Annotated in this window: 22 protein-coding genes; 10 read left to right on the top strand and 12 right to left on the bottom strand. The window is 41.1% G+C overall.

Going from position 1 to position 23,002, the window contains the following annotated elements:
- Window positions 1-3: 3 nt before the first annotated feature.
- From ACP14Y_RS14770 to ACP14Y_RS14750, 5 genes are all read right to left on the bottom strand, one after another.
- Window positions 4-5,553 carry a gliding motility-associated C-terminal domain-containing protein gene (locus ACP14Y_RS14770; protein ID WP_424963699.1) on the bottom strand — a complete coding sequence of 1,850 codons (5,550 nt, stop codon included), beginning with the start codon at window positions 5,551-5,553 and terminating at the stop codon, window positions 4-6.
- 333 nt (window positions 5,554-5,886) lie between these two features.
- The gene (locus ACP14Y_RS14765) at window positions 5,887-6,345 is read right to left on the bottom strand and encodes an SRPBCC family protein (RefSeq protein WP_424963698.1); all 459 of its coding nucleotides are present in this window, start codon (window positions 6,343-6,345) and stop codon (window positions 5,887-5,889) included.
- Window positions 6,346-6,561: a hypothetical protein gene (locus ACP14Y_RS14760; protein ID WP_424963697.1), complete on the bottom strand. Its 216-nt coding sequence runs from the start codon at window positions 6,559-6,561 to the stop codon at window positions 6,346-6,348.
- 68 nt (window positions 6,562-6,629) lie between these two features.
- Window positions 6,630-7,559, bottom strand: coding sequence for an OmpA family protein (locus ACP14Y_RS14755; RefSeq protein ID WP_424963696.1), 930 nt, complete (start codon window positions 7,557-7,559; stop codon window positions 6,630-6,632).
- Between the two features lie 61 nt (window positions 7,560-7,620).
- Window positions 7,621-8,277 carry a DUF4386 domain-containing protein gene (locus tag ACP14Y_RS14750; protein ID WP_424963695.1) on the bottom strand — a complete coding sequence of 219 codons (657 nt, stop codon included), beginning with the start codon at window positions 8,275-8,277 and terminating at the stop codon, window positions 7,621-7,623.
- Between the two features lie 43 nt (window positions 8,278-8,320).
- On the opposite strand from ACP14Y_RS14750, the gene ACP14Y_RS14745 reads away from it, so the two are divergent.
- From ACP14Y_RS14745 to ACP14Y_RS14735, 3 genes are read left to right on the top strand one after another with little or no spacing between them, the layout of a single operon-like run.
- The gene (locus ACP14Y_RS14745; protein ID WP_424963694.1) at window positions 8,321-8,977 is read left to right on the top strand and encodes a hypothetical protein; all 657 of its coding nucleotides are present in this window, start codon (window positions 8,321-8,323) and stop codon (window positions 8,975-8,977) included.
- A gap of 27 nt (window positions 8,978-9,004) precedes the next feature.
- Entirely contained in the window at window positions 9,005-9,607 is a 603-nt protein-coding gene (locus ACP14Y_RS14740; RefSeq protein ID WP_424963693.1) for a hypothetical protein, read from the top strand.
- Window positions 9,604-9,894: a winged helix-turn-helix domain-containing protein gene (locus ACP14Y_RS14735; protein ID WP_424963692.1), complete on the top strand. Its 291-nt coding sequence runs from the start codon at window positions 9,604-9,606 to the stop codon at window positions 9,892-9,894. Before ACP14Y_RS14740 ends, ACP14Y_RS14735 begins: the two co-directional genes overlap by 4 nt.
- A 3-nt stretch (window positions 9,895-9,897) precedes the next feature.
- Here the strand turns inward: ACP14Y_RS14735 and ACP14Y_RS14730 are convergent, their stop codons facing one another.
- Window positions 9,898-10,251: a DUF2200 domain-containing protein gene (locus tag ACP14Y_RS14730; protein WP_424963691.1), complete on the bottom strand. Its 354-nt coding sequence runs from the start codon at window positions 10,249-10,251 to the stop codon at window positions 9,898-9,900.
- 169 nt (window positions 10,252-10,420) lie between these two features.
- The gene (locus ACP14Y_RS14725) at window positions 10,421-11,272 is read right to left on the bottom strand and encodes a CPBP family intramembrane glutamic endopeptidase (protein ID WP_424963690.1); all 852 of its coding nucleotides are present in this window, start codon (window positions 11,270-11,272) and stop codon (window positions 10,421-10,423) included.
- A gap of 89 nt (window positions 11,273-11,361) precedes the next feature.
- Between ACP14Y_RS14725 and ACP14Y_RS14720 the strand changes: the two genes are divergently transcribed.
- On the top strand, window positions 11,362-12,399 hold the full coding sequence (locus tag ACP14Y_RS14720) for a helix-turn-helix domain-containing protein (protein ID WP_424963689.1): 1,038 nt from the start codon (window positions 11,362-11,364) through the stop codon (window positions 12,397-12,399).
- Here ACP14Y_RS14720 and ACP14Y_RS14715 read toward each other — a convergent pair whose 3' ends face one another.
- A complete protein-coding gene (locus tag ACP14Y_RS14715; protein WP_424963688.1) occupies window positions 12,400-12,921 on the bottom strand; it encodes a hypothetical protein in 522 nt (173 codons plus the stop codon).
- A 107-nt stretch (window positions 12,922-13,028) separates the two neighbouring features.
- Between ACP14Y_RS14715 and ACP14Y_RS14710 the strand changes: the two genes are divergently transcribed.
- Window positions 13,029-14,918 (top strand): CocE/NonD family hydrolase, encoded by a 1,890-nt coding sequence (locus ACP14Y_RS14710; protein WP_424963687.1) that lies wholly within the window; start codon window positions 13,029-13,031, stop codon window positions 14,916-14,918.
- Window positions 14,919-14,927: 9 nt separating this feature from the next.
- Window positions 14,928-15,539 carry a PAS domain-containing protein gene (locus tag ACP14Y_RS14705; protein ID WP_424963686.1) on the top strand — a complete coding sequence of 204 codons (612 nt, stop codon included), beginning with the start codon at window positions 14,928-14,930 and terminating at the stop codon, window positions 15,537-15,539.
- Between the two features lie 10 nt (window positions 15,540-15,549).
- Here ACP14Y_RS14705 and ACP14Y_RS14700 read toward each other — a convergent pair whose 3' ends face one another.
- The 3 genes from ACP14Y_RS14700 to ACP14Y_RS14690 are packed head-to-tail and all read right to left on the bottom strand — an operon-like array spanning window position 15,550 to window position 17,698.
- Window positions 15,550-15,870 carry an MmcQ/YjbR family DNA-binding protein gene (locus tag ACP14Y_RS14700; RefSeq protein WP_424963685.1) on the bottom strand — a complete coding sequence of 107 codons (321 nt, stop codon included), beginning with the start codon at window positions 15,868-15,870 and terminating at the stop codon, window positions 15,550-15,552.
- 10 nt (window positions 15,871-15,880) lie between these two features.
- Window positions 15,881-16,270, bottom strand: coding sequence for a DUF1801 domain-containing protein (locus ACP14Y_RS14695; RefSeq protein ID WP_424963684.1), 390 nt, complete (start codon window positions 16,268-16,270; stop codon window positions 15,881-15,883).
- Between the two features lie 3 nt (window positions 16,271-16,273).
- Window positions 16,274-17,698, bottom strand: a complete 1,425-nt coding sequence (locus ACP14Y_RS14690) for an MATE family efflux transporter (protein WP_424963683.1) — start codon at window positions 17,696-17,698, stop codon at window positions 16,274-16,276.
- A 149-nt stretch (window positions 17,699-17,847) separates the two neighbouring features.
- On the opposite strand from ACP14Y_RS14690, the gene ACP14Y_RS14685 reads away from it, so the two are divergent.
- The 3 genes from ACP14Y_RS14685 (at window position 17,848) to ACP14Y_RS14675 (ending at window position 21,623) form a co-directional block, all read left to right on the top strand.
- Window positions 17,848-18,606, top strand: a complete 759-nt coding sequence (locus ACP14Y_RS14685; RefSeq protein WP_424963682.1) for an EcsC family protein — start codon at window positions 17,848-17,850, stop codon at window positions 18,604-18,606.
- An 88-nt stretch (window positions 18,607-18,694) separates the two neighbouring features.
- Window positions 18,695-19,030 carry a PadR family transcriptional regulator gene (locus ACP14Y_RS14680; protein ID WP_349562655.1) on the top strand — a complete coding sequence of 112 codons (336 nt, stop codon included), beginning with the start codon at window positions 18,695-18,697 and terminating at the stop codon, window positions 19,028-19,030.
- Window position 19,031: 1 nt separating this feature from the next.
- Window positions 19,032-21,623 (top strand): ABC transporter permease, encoded by a 2,592-nt coding sequence (locus tag ACP14Y_RS14675; RefSeq protein WP_424963681.1) that lies wholly within the window; start codon window positions 19,032-19,034, stop codon window positions 21,621-21,623.
- Between the two features lie 114 nt (window positions 21,624-21,737).
- Here the strand turns inward: ACP14Y_RS14675 and ACP14Y_RS14670 are convergent, their stop codons facing one another.
- The gene (locus tag ACP14Y_RS14670; protein ID WP_349562657.1) at window positions 21,738-22,061 is read right to left on the bottom strand and encodes a hypothetical protein; all 324 of its coding nucleotides are present in this window, start codon (window positions 22,059-22,061) and stop codon (window positions 21,738-21,740) included.
- A 458-nt stretch (window positions 22,062-22,519) separates the two neighbouring features.
- Here ACP14Y_RS14670 and ACP14Y_RS14665 point away from each other — a divergent pair, with 458 nt between their 5' ends.
- The gene (locus ACP14Y_RS14665; protein ID WP_350205883.1) at window positions 22,520-22,924 is read left to right on the top strand and encodes a hypothetical protein; all 405 of its coding nucleotides are present in this window, start codon (window positions 22,520-22,522) and stop codon (window positions 22,922-22,924) included.
- The last annotated feature ends 78 nt before the right edge of the window (window positions 22,925-23,002 follow it).

Here is a 23,002-nt window from a genome sequence, read left to right as displayed (position 1 = left end):
TGCTCACCTTTTAATAATAACAAACCCATTTTTTGGTGGAATGGGATCACCGGAAAATTCAATCACATAGAAGTAGGTTCCATCGGGTGCTCCCCCACTCCCAAAAGAACGAGAGGCATTGGACATACCATCCCACACCCTATCTCGATTATTGTAACCTTCTACCTCCCATATCTTAGTTCCAAATCGATTAAAGATTACTACCTTGTTATCCGGGTATTTTTCGATCCCTGGAATTACCCATGTCTCACGGTTCGGATTAAATCCTTGCGGGATCTCTTGCAGGGAATTCTTTATAACCTCATCTGTCACCGCCTCACCCTCATTTCCAGATGCATCTGTTACTTTTACTGAAAGCGTGAGTACGCCATCATCTAGCTCACTGACGTCAACGTCTCTCACAACAATACTGGCTGGATTGTCTATAAGCCCGGTTCCTAAAACAGAATTGCCGTTGGTTACCTCATACGAATACGACCCAACCTCCTCTACATTCAAGATCTCAAATTGAAGGTCTGTCTGATTCAGTGTATTGATGGCTTCATTTAGAATATTTACGGTGTATCCAGCCGGAGCAATCACATCTCCCAACCCAACAGTCACGGTCTCCTCTGCACTAGTGTTTACTCCATCGCTCACTGTGACTACCAATGAATATGGGCCTTCCAAATCATCAGAATTGCTCAATGTAAGCTCACCGGTAGAATCATCGAGACTAAATACATTTTGTCCGTCTCCACTCACGATAGTCCAGTCTGTAAAGGTGGTTGAGGCATCTAAGTCAGTAGCTTCTATAAACCCTATTGATGTTCCTACATTAGCATTGGGAATGCTAAGTACTTGTGAGGGTGTGACTAACGGAATGTTATCATTGAGGTCATTCACATTTATGACCACAATTTCTTCTTCAGAGGTATTCAAACCATCACTAACGGTAATGGTTAGATTAAAACTTTGAGTAGTCTCAAAATCAAGGGCAGTATTGTCCATGACTGTAATCTGGCCTGTAGTCGAGCCTATCGCAAAAACGCCATCATCATTTCCAGCTGTGATTGTCCAGTCTGTCAAGGTAGACGAAAGCTCATCTGTCGCCTCAACGCTTCCAACAAGAAATCCATTTGTCTCATTTTCATCCACTTCTAGCTCTTGCCCGGATGTTATTATCGGTGGTTCAGAATTTTTAATACTCAGATTATAGGTTGCCTCCGCTCCTACATTACCTGCCAGGTCAGATAGGCTAACACTAAGCAACAAATCGCCATCCTCTAAGCCGCTTATGTCGATTCCCATCACTTGCTGTGTGATACTTAACACATCGCCGGATCCTGTAATAACAGCGGCCCCACCGTCTGAGGAAATTTCGTATTCATATGTGGTTCCTGCTTCTGCATCGGATAAAGTAAATGAAAGCGCTTGCTCATTACTTTGCGTATATTCCAGGTCATCCAGAACTACCGAATAGCCCCCAGGTGCTGTTTTGTCCAACAGCAATGAATGATCACTATTGGATGAGGTGTTACCAGCCATATCTGTGGCTGTGACAGTGATGAATATTACACCCTCAAACATTTCGTTGGTAAGATCCAATTCGCTGGTAGTAAATAGGTAAGTGCCATCACCCTGATCAACGAATGAAGACATTGAGCTAAAGTTATTATCCAACACACCTAGATCAGCAGTTACGGTCAATCCTGTCTCACCTAAATCGGCCTGTATAGTGATGGTTTCTCCAGCTCTGTAATTACCATCCCCAAGATCAACCACGCTGATGAAGTTTGGATCTGTTGTATCCAGCAAAGCATCTTCATCTGAAACTACGGTGGCTGAATTGTTTACAGTATCGGTAAGTTGACCTGTAATGGTCAGCAGGCCATCGTTCAAGACACTCACATCTACTGTAATGGTCTGTGCATTGCTGACATCCATTGTACTGAAAAATGGCCCTATAGATCCTCCACCTGAGCTCGAAATTGAATAGGACAGGATGGCTTTTTCTTCTGCATTGTTAATGGTAAAACTTGTAGAACTTGCCTCGATTGCATTGATTATGAGGTCATCCCACGCCAATGAAAACCCTGTTGGTTCTTCCGTGTCTTTAATTTCTGTATCGGTCACCTCAGCCCCTTCATTACCTGCAGGGTCTGTGAGGGTGATGGTAAGTGTAACCTCTCCATCGGGAAGGGAGGATAAATCATATCCGGCACCCGCATTATCGTAAGTCTGATTTGAAGCGATGACCACTTCCGTTCCACTGATCAGCGTTCCATCAAATGCCTCAAATTCATAATTTAATGTAGCACCTACTTCCCCTCCTGTTATAGAAAAAGTAATCGAAGTTTGATTTATGGAGTTAATTGCCAGTTCCCCTCCTAAATCTATTGATACCGCATATCCATTCGGTGCAGTCTGGTCGCTTTCAATGCTAAACTGTGTTGCAGCTAAATTTCCATTTCCAGCTACATCAAAAGCTACATCAGCATCAATATCTATGGTCAGTATTCCTTCAGCTGATGGGGTCAGATCAAAAGTATATATCGCACCAGTTCCGGAGAAATTACTGATTGTTCCACCCACAATATCTAAATCCGAACTGATAAAGCCTGTTACATCTTCTGTAAAAGTTACCTGAATAGGAATAGGATTGTCATTTGTTGGGTCACTTGAAGTAGAGGTAATGGTCACTTGAGGAACAGCTGCATCAACCAGAACATTACTTGCATCTGCAGTATTATTCAGCGTAAGATCTGCATCGTTTCCAGCTAAGTCCTGAATAGTTCCACCATTCAGGGAGAGAGACACCACAGCTATTCCATCCATATCAATTTCACCTGACTGGACGATGTAAGAAAAACTTAAAGATGCTGTACCAGTACCTCCGGTAAGGGATGCTCCAACAGTCGTTGATCCTATGGTGATTAATAATTCCGGGGAACCGGAAACATCCACTGCTTCACTGAAATTAACTACAAAATCAAGACTTTCTCCTTCTATATAAGTATCATCTATTGGTACATCCACTGAAGTCACAAACGGCACTTCCCCATCCACCAACACACCACTTGCATCTCCAACATTATTCAGTGTTAAGTCCGCATCATTGCCAAGAGAATCTCTTATAGTGCCACCATTTAGCGTCAGGGAATTGATGGCAATTCCATCCGTATCCATATCCCCTGCCTGTATCGTGTAGGTAAATCTGAGTGTAGATGTACCTGATCCCTCCAGAAAGGTAGCAGCAACAACCGTAGACCCAATTGTAAACATTAGTTGAGGAGCTCCTGTAACGTTTACATTTTCATCAAAAGCAACATCGAAAGTAAGAACTTCCCCAATGGTGTATGTAGCTGCTGATGGAACTGTGACTGAGGTAACTACCGGCTGAATAGCATCCACCAAGACACCACTCGCATCTGCAACATTATTCAATGTCAAATCCGCATCATTGCCAGCAACATCCTCTATTGTACCCCCATTTAGTGATAGCAGTCCAACAGTTATCCCATCTACATCTTCGTCTCCCGGCTGCACGGTATATCTAAATACAAGTTTTGATGTCCCTGTACCATCAACATAACTAGCGACAACACCCGTTGATCCAATGGTTAATGAAAGCTGAGGGTTGCCAGAGACGTTTACTATTTCATTGAAATTAACTTCAAATTCCAAAAGATCACCTGAGGAGTATGTCCCATCTGCGGGAACATCAACGGAAGTAGTTATAGGAGCTATACCATCGACTAATACACCGCTGGCATCCGCCACATTATTCAATGTTAAATCTGCGTCATTGCCTCCCGAGTCCTGAATACTGCCCCCATTTAACGAAAGTGGATTAATCACTATCCCATCAGTGTCCAATTCTCCGGGTTGAACAGTATAAGAAAACGTAATAGCTGATGAACCTGACCCACTTGAAAAATCTGCAGTCACAGTGGTTGATCCAATTACAAATGAAAGTTGAGGAAGTCCGGATACGTCAACCGACTCATTAAAATTGACTACAAAATTTAATACCTCTCCCATCCCATAGATTCCATCAGATGGTACTGACACTGAGGTGATGTGTGGGAAAGCACTATCTACCAATACCGCACTTGCGTCTTCTATATTGTTCAGTGTTAGGTCTGCATCGTTTCCTCCACTATCCTGGATTGTTCCACCATTTAACGAGAGTGATTGTATCGAGATCCCATCAGAATCCGTGTCGCCCGCCTGAACGGTGTATGAAAAAGAAAGAACATCTGTCCCTGATCCTCCTGTAAATGTGGCCTTTACTAAAGTAGACCCGATAATGAAAGATAATTCTGGTGACCCAGTAACATCAACGATTTCATCGAACTGGACGGTAAAATCTAAATCAGATCCTGGCCCATAAGTACCATCAGGAGGAACTTCTGTTAAAATGACCGTAGGAATGATTCCATCTACCAATACTCCACTTGCATCTGCGATATTGTTTAGAGTGAGATTGGCCGAGTTTCCCAAGCCGTCTTCTATGGTACCACCATTTAACGAAAGCGAATTGACAGTAATCCCATTTGAATCCTCATCACCAGAAAGCACCGTATAAGTAAATGTCAAAGAAGAACCACCAGAACCACTAACATAATTGGCTGCCACCGTCCCAGACTCAAAAGCTATCACAAGTTGTGGCGATCCAGTCAAAGTAACAGCCTCATTAAATGTCACAATAAAATCTAACTCTTCTCCTATGATATAAGTATCGTCAGCCGGTACAGCTACAGATAGTACCTCCGGGCCAGTTCCGTCTACCAACACAGCACCAGTATTATCCACGTTATTAAGCGTAAGGTCTGCGTTGTTACCAACCTGATCTTTGATGGTAGATCCATTTAAAGCTATTGATGTCACCTCTATTCCATCAGTATCCAGGTCCCCGGATTGGACAGTATATGTGAATGTGAGACTGGATGCAAAGGAACCTCCAGTGTAAGTAGCAGCTACGCTTGAAGACCCTATGGTCAGGATAAGCTGCGGAGATGCCGAAACAAAAACAACATCATCATAATTCACCACAAAATCCAGATCTTCGCCCACAGTATAAGTAGCATCCGCAGGCACGTTTACTGACGTGACAACCGGGATCACAGCATCAACCAATACCCCACTTGTATCTTCAATATTATTTAGCGTTAGATCCGCATCATCACCACTTAAATCCTGAATACTTCCTCCATTGAGCGTAAGTGATGTGATTTCAATTCCATTTTGATCAAAATCCCCCGATTGAACTACATAGTCAAATGAAATGATCGAGGAGCCCGAACCACCTGAATATGTTGCAAATACTGTACTACTACCTATGGTCAGGCCCAATTGTGGACTTCCAGTGATATTTACCGGTTCATCAAAAGTAATATCAAACTCTAACGTAGCACCATTGGTATAGGTGGCATTAGTGGGGACTTCAACCAATACAATTGAAGGTGTGGTAAAATCATTGAATAGGTCATTCGAAGAAATGCCAAATACATTCAGATGATTTATTAAAAAAAGTATGAAAACTAGCTGGTATCTTCTATACAATTTCAATATCCTCCTATAACTAATCCGTTTTGTTAAAAATAATATTGCAAGAGTATTATATAAAACTGAAATAATTATCAGTTAAATAAACTATCGCAACATTTACTAGAGTTATTTATTAGGAGTGACTACTATTTCAAATAAACAAAAGATTCTCTAAAAGATTCTAATTGTGGTACTATTCATCCATCTCTTTTTCGACAAGTGGAACAAATGCGCCGACGTGGGGATATTGATCAGGAAATTATTTCCTGTTTAGAACCTGCAGAATGGCTGGTGGTGATAAGTGCTAACAGCCTGGAACATATAATATTGGGATGATCACTCAATGAATCAACGTTACTCATAGGATACCTTCATCCCATCTTGCAAAACCGCAGAGCCTGTTTCCAAAAGCTGTTTCAGCTTTTCCAAATTCTGTTTTACTCCATTTTTGGGTGCCCGTAACACCAAACCGGAAAGGAACTGAGGTAGTGGTATCTTGAAGTCAATTTGATCCATGATTGTGGTTTGATTAGCATTTCCTTCAAATCTCATATCCCGCCTGACATACAGTCGCTCATGAGGCAGGCTTTGAATAACTACCCTTTCATTGGCCTTAAAAACCAGGATTCCAAACTTCTGCTTGTCTCTTTTGCGGGTCTGTAAATACTCTGCACCTATCCCTTCCGACTCATTGATCTTCTCCACCTTTTGGACATAATAATTCCATTTTGGATTGTTGCAAGGGTCACTTACGAAAGCGAAGACTTCCTGCAGTGGCTTGTCTATCGTTATGGAATTGGTGATGGATAGCATTTAAATTTTAGATGCAGGTTTATCTAAAACCTCACGTATTAAGAACGTACCTATGGGAAATTGTTTCACAGAGAAGATGTACGCGTCCCTTTCAGAGCCGAAAGAATCGATCACTTTCTCATCATGGATCACGATGAATTGACCCTTATACTTTTCAATGAGCTCCTTTTCATTTCGGAGGTAAAACTTGTGTTGTTTGTCGAGTAGCTCACCCATGACGATCCAAGTTAGCTAATTAAGTGATGGGATTGTGAATTCGTTAGCGCAGAGTCCTCTGCCTTCACTCAATTTGAATCCAGCTTAACCAGCTCCACCCGCCGATTTCGACTTCTTCCCTTTTCTGTTCTATTGCTAAACAAGGGCTCGGTATCACCCATGCCTTTAAATTGGAGATGAGAGGCATCAAATCCATGCGCTATTAAGAAGTCACATACGCTTTTAGCTCGTTTCAGGGAAAGCTCCTTATTAAACTCCTCTGTCCCCACGTTATCTGTATGTCCAACGATAAGCAATTTGGTATCAGGGAAATGCTTCAAATACCTGGCCAGTTTGTTGAGGTATTCAACTCCCTCAGTGAGCAAGTCATACTTATTAAAATCGAAATGAACCGGTTTTAATAAAAGCCTTCGGCCATGAGAATTGGGTTTTTCAAGGTAGGTACCCAGCGAATCTTCCTCTACATATTTACCAATGCTGGAACCCGGCAATCCATAGACCCGGATCAAATCAAATCCCGGAGAAGATCCCTTGGTGTCTAATCCCTCAATAGCCACGTACCTTAATATCCCTTGAAAGTTGATATCCTTCAAGTCCATGGCATTCGTTTTTCCACCGCTGGCCTTACCCAGGTAGGTATACTCAATACCGTCACTGCTTACATAAACAGCTGCCATATCTCCGGCATTATCCTTTTCATCAAGAAAAAGATCCGGCTGATTGGGATGATCAAAAATGAGGTTGTCCGTAAAGCCAACGATGATATGACTTCCCTTTGGGATGGTGACGTAATATGGATTATTCCCTAAGACTGCCCTAGGATCCATGTATTTAGGCAGACCAAAATGAAGAGAGTTTGATCCGTAAAAACGGTCATAGGTGGAGTCCCACTTCACATATTTGGCATCTACCAAAACATCAGCATACTGCGTTCCATCATCTTGTGCAAAGAGCGAATTGATTAAAGTGATATAGAAAGCAAATACAAAAGCTTTCATAGCAGGCTAGATTCTTTGATCTTAACGCTCAGATCACATTGCTATTATCCTTGACGCTGTGTCACGCCTCCATAGCCTTCCATCGCGCTCCCATGATCAACACCCAAAGCATCCAGATCACTTCTCCAAATGTTAGGTACTCTAAAGCATCTACCGCCACTCCCTCTATGCCTAGGAAATAAGCAAAAGCCGCTACGGTGTAGCCCACTCCAGCTAGAATAACCAACCACCCTATAACCTTTGGGAACAATGGCGACTTGATGATGATTGCTCCAAGTGGAAACAGCCACAGCCCCCAGAAAATCGTAGAGATCATTAACACCTTACCACTTTGCTTCAAGATCGCAATCACCTGCACCGGATCATTTAAAGACTCCAGCACCATTAAGTGACCTCCTGAGCTTGCCATAGAAATAGGCATGCCGAGAAAGGTAAAAACAGCCAAAAGAATGACGCCTTCCTTATGATCATTGTAGAAGAGCTTGTATAAATAATATACAGCAGCTAACCCAATAAGCTGGGTAACCAGACTTCCCGCTATACCCAATCGAAACAATGATTGGTTGGCAGAAATGTTACTTGCCGTAAGCTGTGCATCGCTGAGGTCAATTAAGACTGACGGCACATACATAAGGCTAAACATCCCAAGTACAGCCCAAAGCGGATAAATGATTCTGAGCCAGGTTACGGCGGTTTTTTGTTGATCGATTGTGTGCATGGGTAGATTTTTTTACCTCTTGATGACAGCTTGAGGAAAATGGTTGCTTTCAGATGAAAGAGAATCAATAATAGCTTTGGATGAATTGCAGGTTAACAAATCTCATCTCAAAGATAAATATATGTATATTTACTTTGTATTTCAAAGTACTTTTAATAAAATAATCATGAATAAGAGAATTAAAACCATGTTGGTATTAATCGGAACCCTTTTATTTATCCCTTTAATAGCCATGCAATTTACCAGTGAGATCAACTGGGACTTCTTTGATTTTTTGATCATGGGGACTGCCCTTCTTGTCATCGGGTTTGCATATGAGCTTATTGCCAGAAGGTCTGACAAAATAGTATACCGGTCAGCGTTTATTATTGGTCTTATGGGAGCATTCCTTCTATTCTGGGTTAATGGAGCCGTGGGCATTATAGGGAGTGAAAATCAGAAAGCTAATTTATTATATGGTTTGGTATTGGTTATCGGGGTGGCTGGTGCCATTATAGTTAAATTTAAAGCGGCTGGAATGTCTAAAGTGTTGACCTTAACAACTATAGTCCAAATGCTGATTCCATGTATTGCCCTTATAGTCTGGCCACCTCCTGCAACTTCCTGGGCTCCAGGGGTATTTGGTGTTTTTTTGTTGAGCGCATTTTTTGCCGCACTGTTCTTTGTTTCAGCTATGCTATTCAAGCAAGCAGCGCGATGATAAGTTGAAAACCAAAATAAACCTTTAATGAAAGAAAAATATATCCAGGATATAGCCGAAATCAAGGACATCATGAAGCGATCATCCAGACTTATTTCATTAAGTGGATTATCTGGTGTATCTGCCGGCTTCACTGCATTAATAGGACTCTATCTACTTTTTCACCTTTCATTGGATCAATATTTTACTCATAATAATACTCCAAATGGAATATTTGAAAGGGTGCTAATACTTGCATGTTCAACTTTGCTATTGGCATTGGGAGCAGCAGCTTATTTTACTGTGAGGGAGTCACGAAAAAAGGGTGTGAAAGTATGGGATATACACACAAAAATGTTGTTGACAAATTTGATGATCCCATTAGTAACCGGAGGATCACTGTGCCTGATACTAGGTGTAAAAGGTTCGCTTGAACTAACACCCTCACTTACTTTATTATTTTATGGACTCGGCTTAATCAATGCCAGTAGATACACTTATGAAGAGTTAAAGAATTTGGGCTTTATTGAAATATTGCTTGGACTCATAGCGGCAATATTTATCGACTATTCACTTATTGTTTGGGGACTTGGGTTTGGGTTGCTCCACATCATTTATGGCATAATTATGCAATTTAAATATCGGGCGTGAAGGAAATCTTGAAAGACTTAGATAAGGCGTTTGAAAATAGGGTCAGACTAAGTATAATGTCTGCTTTATATGTAAATGATTCCATAGATTTCAATTCCCTAAAAGAATTAATCGGAGTAACTGACGGTAATCTTGCTAGTCATTTGAAAACACTGGAAAAAAGTCAATATATAACATTTAAGAAGGAGTTCATTTTAAGAAAACCAAACACAAAATATTTTGCCACCAATGAGGGAAAAGAGGCATTTAGAAAGCACATCAACGCTATTGAGAAATTACTCAAGTAGCCATTATTCTTTTCTCAAAATACTCTCCATCTTCTTCCCTCTTGCTAGTTCGTCGATGAGCTTATCCAGGTAGCGAACTTCCTGCATAAGTGGCTCTTCGATCTCCTCCACCCGAATACCACAGACCACTCCTTTGATGAGCTTGCGATTTGGATTCAATTTAGGAGCTTGTGAGAAGAAATCTTCGAAGTTGGTTTTGTTATCCAGTACAGATTGAAGTCCTTGCTGATCATATCCTGTCAGCCATTCAATGATGGTATCCACATCTTCTTTCGTGCGACCCTTTTTCTCTGCTTTGTTAATGTAATGCGGATACACTCCCGCTACACTCATGGTATAGATGCGGTGTTTGGTCATTTTTTCTTTGAATTAATAGGTGTTTTGCATGTACAAAGACTTGGATTTACCCGGACATACGTGATCCCTAAGGCGATAACAAAACATCCAAAAGCGTCAACGAAGGCTAATTCCATGTCATTAAAGATACATATTTTGAAGCTTTCATTATCACAAGTGATCGATGAGATTAAAAGATGTTCTGTAAGCCCCATAGGTTTGTTCCATGAATCAAAATCGATGGAATAATGGATTTATAACGTTCATTTAAATAACCCCATAGTAAGCCAATCGGAAGGATGCCTAAGGCACTTGCGGCAGCCCCTGCAAAGTCACCATTCTGACTCCCAAAACTAGGAATATGAGTCAGTGCCCAAAATAGAGAGGCAATGATCCAACCGATGCTTTGACTGTTCAACACTTTGGCAAGGCGAGTTTGTAGTAAGTTTCGGGTAAATTCCTCCGGGATGGCTGCCGTGATGAAACCAAGCGTCACAAAAGCCAGATAACCGTTTTCTTTGAGCACATCCTGAAATTGCAAACCATCAGGAAACACGAGATAGCTCACCCCTCCAATCAAAACAATCAGCGGAAGTGCGATATACCAATACCTAAAGTGAAAACCCAATTGCCTGAATGTGTATCTCTTGATCCCTACAAAGTAGATAAGGAAGAAAACAGGAAAGGCAAACAGTAGTCTAACAATCATAACAGCGATTTTAACCGGCTTTCCCAGATCTTGAGGATCTGACAATACAAACCAATAAAAAAGCATGAATACCACAATGACCTGGCAGACCACAATCACCAACAGCTCTGTTTTGGCATGGTCAATTCGTCGCTTGTCTAAATTCATTTTTCCTGAATAGAAGAAAAACTCGGAAATAAGAAAACAACCTCCAATCGTCAACAGATAGGTTAACGTTTTAGGTAAAGTCTCATAATAGTTTCCCAGAACAAGGAGTACTACAGTTAGAATAGCTGCAAACACAACACCCAGTTTATGTCGAGTGAGTAGTTGAGACAGGTGATTCAAATACATTGGCATAAGATTTATTTTTACCAAACATCTGGTTTTATAAGGAAAAATAAGTTCGAATAATTAATTCCGAACGAATTTGCTGATCATACATGATTGACTTCTACTGGCTCAAAAGTTTTACAGAAATACTGCAATTATTCATTGCGGCGCTTTTTCTGATTTACCTCAAAGTCAAATACAATCAACCTTCTCCGTTGCTTTCCTGGCTGTCAGTCTTCCTTGTTTTCAAATGCTTGGAGGACTTGTATGGAGTGATTAATTACACTGAGTGGATTGAAACGCTACTAACCCGAGAACTACTGGATGTGTATCGTTTATTCATGGCCACCGTGGAGCTGGGCATGCTGGCTGCTTATGCTTTGTTTCTATCTCATTTAAATAATCCTGACAAGGTAAGAAATGGCAAAGAGCTACATTACTTCCTTCCAGCTGTTTTAATAGCACCTCTTAATCTGTGGCTGGTTTTTTCTTTTGATTCAAGTCTGCTATCCATCTTCATACTTGTCAGATTGATTTTTACTGGAACATTGATTTATCTGATCATTAGAACTCAGAAAATTTCAACCGCCAGAACACTTACAACATCCATGACCCTATGGAATATTTTGTGGCTTGCTGAGGTGGTATTGCATGAGCAGTTCTCAATCATTTCCGAACCTGCCTCATGGACAATCTTCGTTCTTTCAGAGGTGGCCTTTACTTTTGGAATCACCTATTTTCTGGTTCAGGTGATTGCGAACCCAAAACTCCTTCGAAGCAATTCATTATCATACTCGCTACCAGACAGTCTCATTCAAATCATTGAAAAGAAGTTGAAAAAGACCATGGAGGAAGAAAAGCTTTACCGCAATTCTGATTTGACCCTTCCCAAACTATCAGAAACGATTGATATCCAACCCTCGGATCTCACTCAATACATGAACAGGGTGCTGAATAAAAATTTCAATCAATACCTGACTTCATTTAGAATTGAAGAAAGCATTCAATTATTAGAAAACTCAAAAGAGCAAAGAAATATCGAGCAGATCATGCACCACGCAGGCTTCAATTCAAAATCGGTATTTAATACGGCATTTAGGAAAGAGACAGGGAAGACACCATCTGCCTTTCGTAAGAAGCATCAATGATCAATTTTCAGGCAAATACTTTTCAGGAATCGGATTGTCTTCCCTTTCTCCAGTCCAATAGATGTTGACCACCCACCAACGGTTTTTATCTTTCATTAGTTGGATACTGTTGATACCACGTGTGAACGGTTCCTTATCAGATTCACTTCTGTAAGACTCATAGGTGCTGAAAACATGTACAACAGATCCAAATTTCTCGGTAACCCGATAAATCTCCTTTTCAAAAAAGCCATTTTTCTCCAGCCACACACCGGATGTTTCGACGTATTGATCCGGACTCATTACACGATAACTTATTACACCAGACTCATTTGGGCCAGATGGAATAAGCCGTGCATCTGCGGTAAATAAATAGTTGAATAGCTCCCAGTTTCTTTTTTCTCCTGCCTCACCTGAGATCACCACATATAATGTCTCAATAGTAGAATCTAATGTTTGGACTTTGTCCAGATACTTGTCTTGGGCATGGAGTGTATTAGATAAGATAAATATCAAAGTAGTTGCCACTAAAAACTTCTTCATAACATGTTTTTCCTATCAAGATACAAAAACTAAAACCCATTCGTGTAATCTCACAGGGAGTACTAGTCAAGAAATTACTAACTTAAAGTTCATAATTCAATCACATCATGAAACACACTTTAACCTCCATTTTCTTCATCACCTTCGTTGGATTTCTGTTTGGGCAATCTGCCCGTGAGAAGCTCGAAGAAATCGCCATAATTGATCAGAAAATTATGATGCCCATGCGCGATGGAGTCCGTCTGGCAACCGATATCTATCGGCCTAAAACAGATGAAAAAGTACCTATTATTTTCTCCAGGACTCCCTACAACTTTAACAGCTGGGGTGATGGCGAAGAACGTACCCGAACGTATGAACGAGCTTTGAATGCAGTAGAAAAAGGATATGCGTATGTGGTTCAGAATGAACGAGGCAGGTACTTTTCAGAAGGTGAGTGGGATATTTTAGGAGTTCCTTTGACGGACGGATATGATGCTTTCTCCTGGATGGCAGAACAGGAATGGAGCAATGGTAAGATTGGAACACTGGGTTGCTCATCTACCGCTGAATGGCAAATGGCTGTTGCTGCACTGGATCATCCTTCACATGCGGCCATGGTGCCCATGGGATACGGAGCTGGAGTTGGGACAGTTGGAGACTACTATGAACAAGGAAACTGGTACCGAGGTGGTGCTTTTCAGATGCTGTTTGCTTCCTGGCTGTACAGTGTGGAGCACGACAAGTTCAAACCACGCATTCCCGCAGGAGCCACTCAGGAAGACCTGATTAGGATATCAAGATTTTATGATTTAGCTCCTGAAAATCCTCAAATTGACGATATGCTGGCTGCAATGTCACATTTACCAGTACAGGATATGCTCGTCAACATGGGTGGAAAACGCGAGATTTTTGATGACATGATCCGTAGAAAACCAAATGACCCAGCGTGGTTTGAGGGTGGACTTTACCATGACAATATGCAGATCAACAAGCCCAGCTTTTGGTTTGTTTCCTGGTATGATGTGTCGGTAAGCCCCAATCTTGCGCTTTTCAATCACATGAGAAATCATCCTGACAAAGCTGTGGCTGACAATCAATATTTGGTGATTGCACCTACACTACATTGTGGTTATTTCAGAGCAACGGAAAATACTATGGTTGGAGAGATGAGTGTGGGCGATGCACGCAACAACTATGATGAAATGATCTACGGTTGGTTTGATCACTGGCTAAAAGAGGATGGGAAGAGTGATTTTTTGGATGACCTCCCTCGTGTACAGTACTATCTAATGGGAAAAAATGAATGGAAAACCTCAGATACCTGGCCTCCGAAAGAAGCAACATTGACTTCCTTCTATCTGGATAGTGATGGAAATGCGAATAGTTTATTTGGTGATGGTAAGTTGACATTAAACCCTCCATCAGAACCAAACCAAGACAATTACACCTATGACCCGCATAATCCTGTGTATTCGTATGGGGGAAATGTATGCTGCACAGGCAATGCCATTGAAGCCGGAGCACGTGATCAGCGAGAAATGGAAACACGAAATGACATTTTGGTATATACATCAGAACCTCTAACTGAAGGGATTGAGGTTTCCGGATTCATTGAAATGTCACTATATGTTTCTTCCGATGTAAAGGATACAGATTTCACCATCAAATTGATCGATGTGCATCCGGATGGAACAGCCTATAATCTGGACGAGACGATCCAGCGAGCAAGGTATCGCGAAGGGTATGACAAAGAAGTATTTATGCAAGAGGGGGAAGTTTATAAGATTGATCTTACCCCACTTTCCACCAGCAACTATTTTGCCGAAGGGCATAGGATACGAATCGAAGTGGCAAGCAGTAATTTTCCGCGTTTCATGAGAAATCTCAACACCGGGGGTAATAACTATGATGAAACTGAAGGCATAGTTGCGAACAATACGATTCATCATTCTGCTGAATATCCTTCTCAAATAAAACTACCGATTGTTGGTAAGTTGAAAATTGAAAACAGGTAAGTATCATCGATGGGATTGAATTTCTCATTCATAAAATCATTGCATAGAGCTTCCCCGGTGGCTGTTGGTGCAATGGATATGGTGAAAGATGAAATTATCTATTCCAGTGGTCATGCAGAGAAAATCCTTGGATATAGTAAAGAGGAACTAAAAAAACATAGTAAAAACTACTTTGAGTCCATTGTCCATCCTGATGACAAGCAAAAATCGCGGGAAGCGATCAGTAAGTTGATGGAAAGTGATGTTGGAGAGATTATTGAATGTACTCTCAGAGTCAAAAAATCAGGTGGAAAATACCTGACTCTTCTAATTCGAGATATTGTTTTTGATCGTGATGATGAAAACTCACCTGTGAAATTTACGACTATCGTACAGGATGTTTCAGATGTGGTAGCCCTTGAAAACAAACTCAACGAGAAGCTGGAAGTAATACGTAAGATATCATACAAAAACTCGCATGAATTGAGAGCCCCGGTCGCTAACATTATAGGATTAATGTCTCTTATGAAGGAAGAAAGCTTTAAAACAGAATTTAACGCTAAAATCTTCAATCATTTAGAAGAAACAGTTGCCAAACTGGATGAAATTATTCACGATATCAATAACCTATCCAATACCTGATTATGGATCTTTACTTTTTCGGTTTCAACACACCCTGATAAGCGATTTCCAGTGCATCCAAAATCAGACCTTTGGGAACCTTTTTTAGTTCAAAGGTGGTCCAACCTTGTAAGCCCCACTTGTTTGGAACAGGATAGATGGCGTCTCCATAGTCGCAAAAAACCGATTGCTCGATAATTGGCAGTTTCATATTGACAGTTTGAGAAAGTTCATGAAGTGTCGCAAAATTTCGCTTATTAGATACCTTGAATGCCCGCCTGTCAAAGTGCGGATTTTCCTCGGTATTAGGAAAAAACAAGGCCAACTCTCTAAATTGTTTATTTGTCACCATCCTGCTTTTTTTAAAATTTAAGCCTATCCAACCGACCCTTCTTCTTAACTATATTTTTATAGTCCCATTGAATTACTCTTGACTTTTCAAGCCATCGCTTCAGGTCTGCATCTCTGATTTGATCAACAGAAGTAAATCGTATAGAGGCGTCCTTAAATTTCCCCGTTCCTGGCTTTAAATCAGGTTCTTCAAAGCTCACCCCGCTCCAAAACATTAATCGAACACAGTCTTTTAATTTACTATATCCCACCGTTGGATTTTCATCAAGAAACCACACCGGATGCCCATGCCAAATCTTGCTTTCCGTCGCAGGGAGATGCTTATTGATCAGACTCATCAGACGATCACAAATCTGTCGATCATGCTCTGATTGAGTCTTATTGTATTCAGCGATATCCATGCATCAAACCTCTACGGTCTTCCATTTGCCACGTTTAAAGAGCCACAGAGTAAATAACCCAACTGCTGTTTCTGAGAAAAATACCGCCCAGAATACACCGGAGTGTGCCCACTCCCATTCCAATGCGAGCAAATATGCCAATGGAATCTGAATCAACCAGAAAAAGACCAGGTTGATTTTTGTTGGAGTTTGAGTATCACCCGAACCATTGAACGCCTGGACAGAAACCATCCACCAACCATAAACGAAGTAGGAATAAGATAAAATTTGTAACCACTCTCCTCCTATCTCAATCACTCGCTGGTCAGCCGTGAAAATGCCCATAAGCTGCTCGTTGAAAAAGAAGTAAACAAATGAAACACCCACAAGAAAGATCATATTATAGAATCCAATTTTCCATACCGAAGACTCGGCTCGTTCAGGATTACCCGCTCCGAGATTTTGTCCGACTAAAGTGGCTGCAGCGTTCGAAAGCCCCCAGGCAGGCATGAGTGTAAATAGCATAACTCTCAGTGCGATCGTAGATCCTGCCACTGCCTCGCTCCCCACATCAGCCAGTATTCGCATCAAAAATATCCAGGAGGTCATCGCTACTATCATCTGTCCAACACCTCCAAGAGAGGTTTTGACGATATTTATGATCACCTTGGCATCCCACATGATCTGTGCAGTCAACACACGAATGTGCTTTCCTCCCTTGAAAAGAGTCCAGAGCTGAATAGCCACTGCAATACCCCTTCCGGTGGTAGTCGCTATCGCCGCTCCCTCAATTCCCATGGCAGGTATTGGTCCCCACCCAAAAATGAATAAGGGATCAAGTATGATGTTCAGGCCATTGGCAATCCAAAGCACACGCATGGCAATGGCAGCATCTCCCGCACCTCTAAAAATCGCGTTGATCACAAAGAGTAAAATAATGATGCCATTGGCTCCCAGCATCCATTGGGTGTAGCCATGGCCGTTTTCAATGGCCCACTGATCTGCTCCCATGAGTGTGAGCAAATCTTTGGCAAAGAATATACCCGCAATGGCAAAAGGAAGCGAGATGATGATGGATAGGAAGATTGCTTGAACCGCCGATTTTCCTGCCTCCTCTTTATTTTTCTCGCCGATTCTTCGAGCGATGATGGCAGTTACAGCCATAGCCAGTCCCATGGCTATAGAATACAATATAAACAGGTAGGTTTCCGTAAGCCCGACAGTTGCAACTGCCGATGAGCCGAGTTTCCCAACAAAATAGATATCCACCACCGCAAAAGTGGACTCCATAACCAACTCCAATATCATGGGAACCGCTAATAAAAAGATGGCTTTTTTCAAATCAATCTTGGTGTAGTCTGCATCCGTACCGCGGATAGCTTCATTCAGGGCTTTCCAAAGAGATCTTTTTGGTGCTGGGGCTTCAGCCATTACATTATCATTTTCCATACGTCAAAGTTGAGTTGCAATTTCGTGATTTTTAAGGTGTAAAAACGCCACAATAAGAGGTTGTTTGCGTCATAATTATCACTTTATAGCACAAATAGAAAAAAAGGAGTGACAGCCCTATGTCACTCGATTTATTATTTTATTTGAGAATGGCGAATAAAAACTCAACATATTATCAGCTTGTTGATACCGAGCTTAAACAATGGAAACACGTCATGCGCCGAAAGCCTTCTTTCTTTAATAAAACGACGAAGAAAGTCCAGAAAAAGATCAATCAAATCATCCCGGAAAAGGTGCATCGGGCCATCACTAAAGCAATAAAGGAAATCACACGTGCAGTAATCTTTGGTTCGGGATTTACAACCAAAAAGCGAAGAGAAGTTCCATCTCTGGAAGAAATAGAATCGAAAGTAAAAGAGCGGATCAATTTCTACTCCTCCTCCGCTGCTGTGGAAGGAGCAGCGACTGGGTTTGGTGGCTTTCTGCTTAGTCTGGCCGACTTCCCTCTTTGGCTTACCCTGAAAATGAAAATGCTATTTGAGATTGCTTCTCGCTATGGGTATGACACCCGGGATTATAAGGAACGAGTTTATATCCTCTACATCTTTCAGCTGACATTCTCCAGCCAGCAACACCGAAATATGATCTTTGAAAAGATGGAAAACTGGACCATCACCAAAGAGAAACTCCCTGATGACATGAATGCTTTTGACTGGCGAACGTTTCAATTGGAGTATCGCGATTACATCGACCTGGCTAAACTCTTACAGCTTATTCCCGGAGTAGGTGCCATTGCCGGCGCATTGGTAAATCATAAGCTTACCAACAAGCTGGGGAAAACAGCAATGAATGCCTATCGGATGAGACACAATGACTTTAAAGAGATTAAACTGATCAGTCAGGAATAATCTAAGTTTTTCCTATTCACTCCCATGCTATTCAAACCTTTTCTCACTTCACTTCGTATTAGTCTTACATTTATAACACTAATATCCAATGAAAGGACAACACCTGGGAGAATTAGAAGAGCTCACTTTAATCACAACAGCCATTTTAGGAGAAGCATACACGGTATCCATCGTAAGTGAAGTGGAAGAAAATACCGGAAGAAAACTGACACTAAGTGCCGTTCATACGGTACTGGTAAGGTTGGAGAAGAAAGGGTTTCTTAAGTCATTTATGGGCGGTGCTACCAACGAAAGAGGTGGACGGAGAAGAAGGCTCTACAAAATTACAGCTTCCGGATATGCAGCGATGAATGAAGCCAAGCAACTTAGAACCCAATTGTGGGATAAGGTACCAGCCCTCACTTTTGAATTTAGCCAGTCATAGCATGCAAAAGCCCATCAAAACACCGCCAAGATGGATGGATCGAATCCTCGAATGGTATTGCTCGGAATACTATCTGGAAGAGGTGCAGGGGGATCTGCATGAGTGGTATGCGCAATCAAATCAAACACCTTTCCGAAACTTCAAATACCTGATTAATGTCATTCGCTATTTCTCTTTCGAACGGTCAAAAACATTTCAAAATATTATCCAACACCCTCAATACTTATCTATGAAAAGCATCATTAAAATCACCTTCCGAAATCTTAAAAAGGACAAAATATCTGCTTCTATTCGATTTTCGAACCTTATGATAGGTATCGGTGTGTTTATGCTGGCATTGATCTATGCGGATTATGAACTCAATTATGATCAGTTTCATACCAACTCGGATAATATCTATCGCATGGGTCAGCACACGGGTGGTGACAAAGCATGGGCCGCCGGTCCACTTGGATTAGGTCCATTTATTCAGGAAAATATCCCAGATGTCAAGCGAGTAGCACGGTTTATCCCAGAACGAAACACCTGGATCAGTCATGAGGATAAAAAGTTTTATGAGCGAAACGTTTTCTACGCAGATTCCTCAGTGTTTAATATGTTTTCTTATGAAATGATCCAGGGTAACCCAAAGACGGCATTAAAGGATCCCGCTTCAATCGTGATCACCGAGAGCATGGCTAAGAAGTATTTCGGTAATGAAGACCCGATGGGTAAACGAATGCAACTGCTGGTGGATGGAGATGATGTCAGTATCGTCACAGGAGTCATCAAAGATGTCCCGGATCAATCGCATTTACAGTTTGATTTTCTTCGATCCATCTATGCATACGGAGACGAGGAATATCAGAGAAGCTGGCGAAATTACTTTGTATACACCTATCTCGAGACTGCCGATAATCCTGACTTTGACAGAATTGAGCATCTAATAAAGGAAGAATTTTTTGACAGGTACAACGTGAGTGAGGAGCGTAAGGAAAAATTTAAGGCCGTGCTCACGCCTATACACAAGATTCATCTGTACACTGATCAGGAAAAAGACGTAGCTGATCATGGCAATGTCTACACGATCTACATTTTGCTTTCCATTGGGACGTTCGTGCTCATCATTTCGTGTATCAACTTCATTAACATCACCATCATAAAGGGTCTGGATCGCTCAAAAGAAGTTGGTTTGAGAAAGACAGTAGGAGCAAGCAGAGGCAGTCTAATCACCCAGTTTTTATCAGAGAATATGGTCCTATTGATTTTGGCCGGACTGGGTAGTTTGTTACTGCTCATTCTTGTAGAGCCATCCATTCAAAACTTTACGGGCAAACAGATTTCGCTCAATTTCATTGTTAATCCAAAAATTGCACTTGTACTACTCCTCATCATACTGGGATTGCAACTATTGAGTGGACTCTATCCGGCCGTATTGTTATCCAAATTCAGACCTGTAGAAATATTAAATTCATCAGAAAAGGCCTCACCACGGTTCAGCAGAGTAGGTCTAACCCGAAAAACATTAGTAATCCTCCAGTTTAGTTTATCCCTGATTCTCATCATTGGTTCTGTGGTCGTATCGAACCAAATGGACTACCTGAGGAACAAGCATCTAGGGTTTGAGAAAGACCAGATTCTACTACTTAAACTCAATTATTCTATCAGACAAAAAATAGAAACACTCGGAGAAATGATCGAGGGGCTCCCGGGTGTTAACCATCATAGCATCAGTAGTTCAGTTCCGGGATATCGTATCATGATGGAGGGTGTGAATAAACCTGGTGATACTGAAAGTAGCGCCAGTAGGATATTGATTGTTGATGAAAACTTTATCGATACCTACAATATGGAGATTAGCACTGGAGAAAACTTTACTTCTACGAGAAATGAAACCGAGTTTGTTATCAATGAATCCATGGCCGCTCTTGTTTTTCCGGATAGAGATCCCATCGGTGAGCAATTAGTTTGGGAAGACACGGGCAGGGTCGTTGGAGTAGTTAAAGATTTCAATTTTCGGTCTCTCCATACTTCCATTGAGCCGTTGACCATGGCAAAATTACCAAGAGATGCCTACGGCTATCTGTCTATCCAATTCAACCCTCAATCGGTAAATGAAGTCTTGTCCGGAATCGGTGACATTAGTGATGAATTATATCCAAACCTGCCTGATCTGGAGGTTGAATTTCTGGACTCGCGATTTGAGGAGCTCTATCAATCAGAGAACAAACTGCAAGTGATCGTCGGAATCTTTTGCCTGATGACAATCTTTCTTACCATATCTGGAGTGTTCGGAGTGGCTTCATACAATGCACACAAGAAATCCAAAGAGATCGCAGTTCGAAAAGTATTAGGTGCATCTTATCCTGAGATGCTTTGGCAATTATTGCAAGGCTTCCTTTATCTACTTTTAATTGCCATCTGCATAGGTCTGCCTGGGGCATTTATACTTTCAAAATGGTGGCTTAGGGATTTTGCCTATCAGACAGATATTCCTGTTATCATGTTTGTAATATCCGCATTGGCCATGATACTGATTGTGCTGCTCACGTCAGGATATATTTCATCGAAAACAGCGCGAACGAATCCGGCTGCTATTCTCAAAGATGAGTAGTGTGATGCAGTTGGCAGTCTTGGGAATGCATGGTATGCCTGGAAAGAAGGAAAAGAATCAATGGAAAAATCCAGATCAAAAAGATTAACCTGCAGTAACGATTGTTGTTAAAGCCTATGACCGATTTCCATATCCAATCTGATCACCCTCATTATCAAATAAACTATACGCCGGCCCTTCTTTTCTTATACCGTGTGAGGTAAGGTTACCATCCATATCATAAATATTGAAACGGGAATCATCCAATATCTTACCATAGCCCAACTGGTTTCCTTCTCCATCATATAGATGTATATTTTTATCATCAATCATGCGAATGTAGGAGATGAAATCCCCATCTAAATCGTAGTTATTGTACCGTTCACCTGTTTTCATATCAATGATATTACGATAAAAATCAAAGGCAGGATATATCCTGCCTTTAAGATTGGTAATCATTTAAAGCCAGGCTTAAAACGATTATACCAATAACGCTCTCTTCTATGATGTGTTCCTTTAAAAGAACACTGTAAATATTGATTGATTATTAGACAGAACCAATGAGCTAAATCAGCAACGGAACTTAATTATATCATTGATGGATTTCACCAGTTAGAGAAATTCGCTATTATCCTCTCCTGTTTACAGGGGTTAGAGACTACCCAAGGATCAGGGTAATTGCAAGAATTGTCAAATAGACAATTAGTAAAATTTGTTTAGCCTTCATGAGTTTTTCGTTCTTTTATTGTCCAGTACATTTTCTATACGAATACCACTAAAAGAGTTACATAATTATTCGTTGAATGGTTAAAAAAGTATGCTGAACAAGCATGAATTGCTATCTACCTGACAAACATCAAATAGCAAGCTGCAGATCATCATTTTAAATGATAACTAATCGAACCTATTTTGTTTAGATGAAGACAAAAGTTCAAATGGGTATTTGGATAGACCTGAATGAGGCCATTCTGGCAACAGGTGCTGAAATCATTGAAGTGGTTAATTCTGAATTCACCATCGGTCACACAAAAGGAGGTTCAGGATCTGCTACTCCCTACGGTCCGCAAGATGCCCGATCCGAAAGCAAAGTACTTGAAAAGCGAAAGCATGCAATCAAAAGCTATTTTGCTGATATCCTGGATAGCATAGAGCACTGTAAAGAAGTCTTAATTCTTGGTCCCGGACTAGTCAAAAGTAAACTTGCAGAAGCAATCCAGGAAGCACATAAAACCCGACACATTGAGGTGCATTTAGAGTCCAGTGATAAGATGACGCTCAATCAACTAAGAGCTAAGGTTCGGGAAAAATTCAAGAATGAATAGCCTTGGCTTTTACTAATAAATTCTACAAATCAGAACATTATATGATTAACTCCGTATCATAAAGTCGACAAATCAGAA

This window comes from Ekhidna sp. (assembly GCF_965247405.1).
Taxonomy (GTDB): domain Bacteria; phylum Bacteroidota; class Bacteroidia; order Cytophagales; family Cyclobacteriaceae; genus Ekhidna.
The sequence above is the reverse complement of the archived record's forward strand: the minus strand, read 5'-3'. Positions and strand labels throughout refer to the sequence as shown.

Excerpts from the sequence above, each read along its gene's own strand:
- ACP14Y_RS14710 (WP_424963687.1), top strand. The coding sequence starts at position 13,029 with ATGAAACACACTTTAACCTCCATTTTCTTCATCACCTTCGTTGGATTT.
- ACP14Y_RS14695 (WP_424963684.1), bottom strand. The coding sequence starts at position 16,270 with ATGGATATCGCTGAATACAATAAGACTCAATCAGAGCATGATCGACAG.
- ACP14Y_RS14705 (WP_424963686.1), top strand. The coding sequence starts at position 14,928 with ATGGGATTGAATTTCTCATTCATAAAATCATTGCATAGAGCTTCCCCG.
- ACP14Y_RS14675 (WP_424963681.1), top strand. The coding sequence starts at position 19,032 with ATGCAAAAGCCCATCAAAACACCGCCAAGATGGATGGATCGAATCCTC.
- ACP14Y_RS14755 (WP_424963696.1), bottom strand. The coding sequence starts at position 7,559 with ATGAAAGCTTTTGTATTTGCTTTCTATATCACTTTAATCAATTCGCTC.
- ACP14Y_RS14750 (WP_424963695.1), bottom strand. The coding sequence starts at position 8,277 with ATGCACACAATCGATCAACAAAAAACCGCCGTAACCTGGCTCAGAATC.
- ACP14Y_RS14765 (WP_424963698.1), bottom strand. The coding sequence starts at position 6,345 with ATGCTATCCATCACCAATTCCATAACGATAGACAAGCCACTGCAGGAA.
- ACP14Y_RS14700 (WP_424963685.1), bottom strand. The coding sequence starts at position 15,870 with ATGGTGACAAATAAACAATTTAGAGAGTTGGCCTTGTTTTTTCCTAAT.
- ACP14Y_RS14760 (WP_424963697.1), bottom strand. The coding sequence starts at position 6,561 with ATGGGTGAGCTACTCGACAAACAACACAAGTTTTACCTCCGAAATGAA.
- ACP14Y_RS14665 (WP_350205883.1), top strand. The coding sequence starts at position 22,520 with ATGAAGACAAAAGTTCAAATGGGTATTTGGATAGACCTGAATGAGGCC.
- ACP14Y_RS14670 (WP_349562657.1), bottom strand. The coding sequence starts at position 22,061 with ATGATTACCAATCTTAAAGGCAGGATATATCCTGCCTTTGATTTTTAT.
- ACP14Y_RS14685 (WP_424963682.1), top strand. The coding sequence starts at position 17,848 with ATGGCGAATAAAAACTCAACATATTATCAGCTTGTTGATACCGAGCTT.
- ACP14Y_RS14725 (WP_424963690.1), bottom strand. The coding sequence starts at position 11,272 with ATGTATTTGAATCACCTGTCTCAACTACTCACTCGACATAAACTGGGT.
- ACP14Y_RS14720 (WP_424963689.1), top strand. The coding sequence starts at position 11,362 with ATGATTGACTTCTACTGGCTCAAAAGTTTTACAGAAATACTGCAATTA.
- ACP14Y_RS14730 (WP_424963691.1), bottom strand. The coding sequence starts at position 10,251 with ATGACCAAACACCGCATCTATACCATGAGTGTAGCGGGAGTGTATCCG.
- ACP14Y_RS14715 (WP_424963688.1), bottom strand. The coding sequence starts at position 12,921 with ATGAAGAAGTTTTTAGTGGCAACTACTTTGATATTTATCTTATCTAAT.
- ACP14Y_RS14680 (WP_349562655.1), top strand. The coding sequence starts at position 18,695 with ATGAAAGGACAACACCTGGGAGAATTAGAAGAGCTCACTTTAATCACA.
- ACP14Y_RS14740 (WP_424963693.1), top strand. The coding sequence starts at position 9,005 with ATGAAAGAAAAATATATCCAGGATATAGCCGAAATCAAGGACATCATG.
- ACP14Y_RS14690 (WP_424963683.1), bottom strand. The coding sequence starts at position 17,698 with ATGGAAAATGATAATGTAATGGCTGAAGCCCCAGCACCAAAAAGATCT.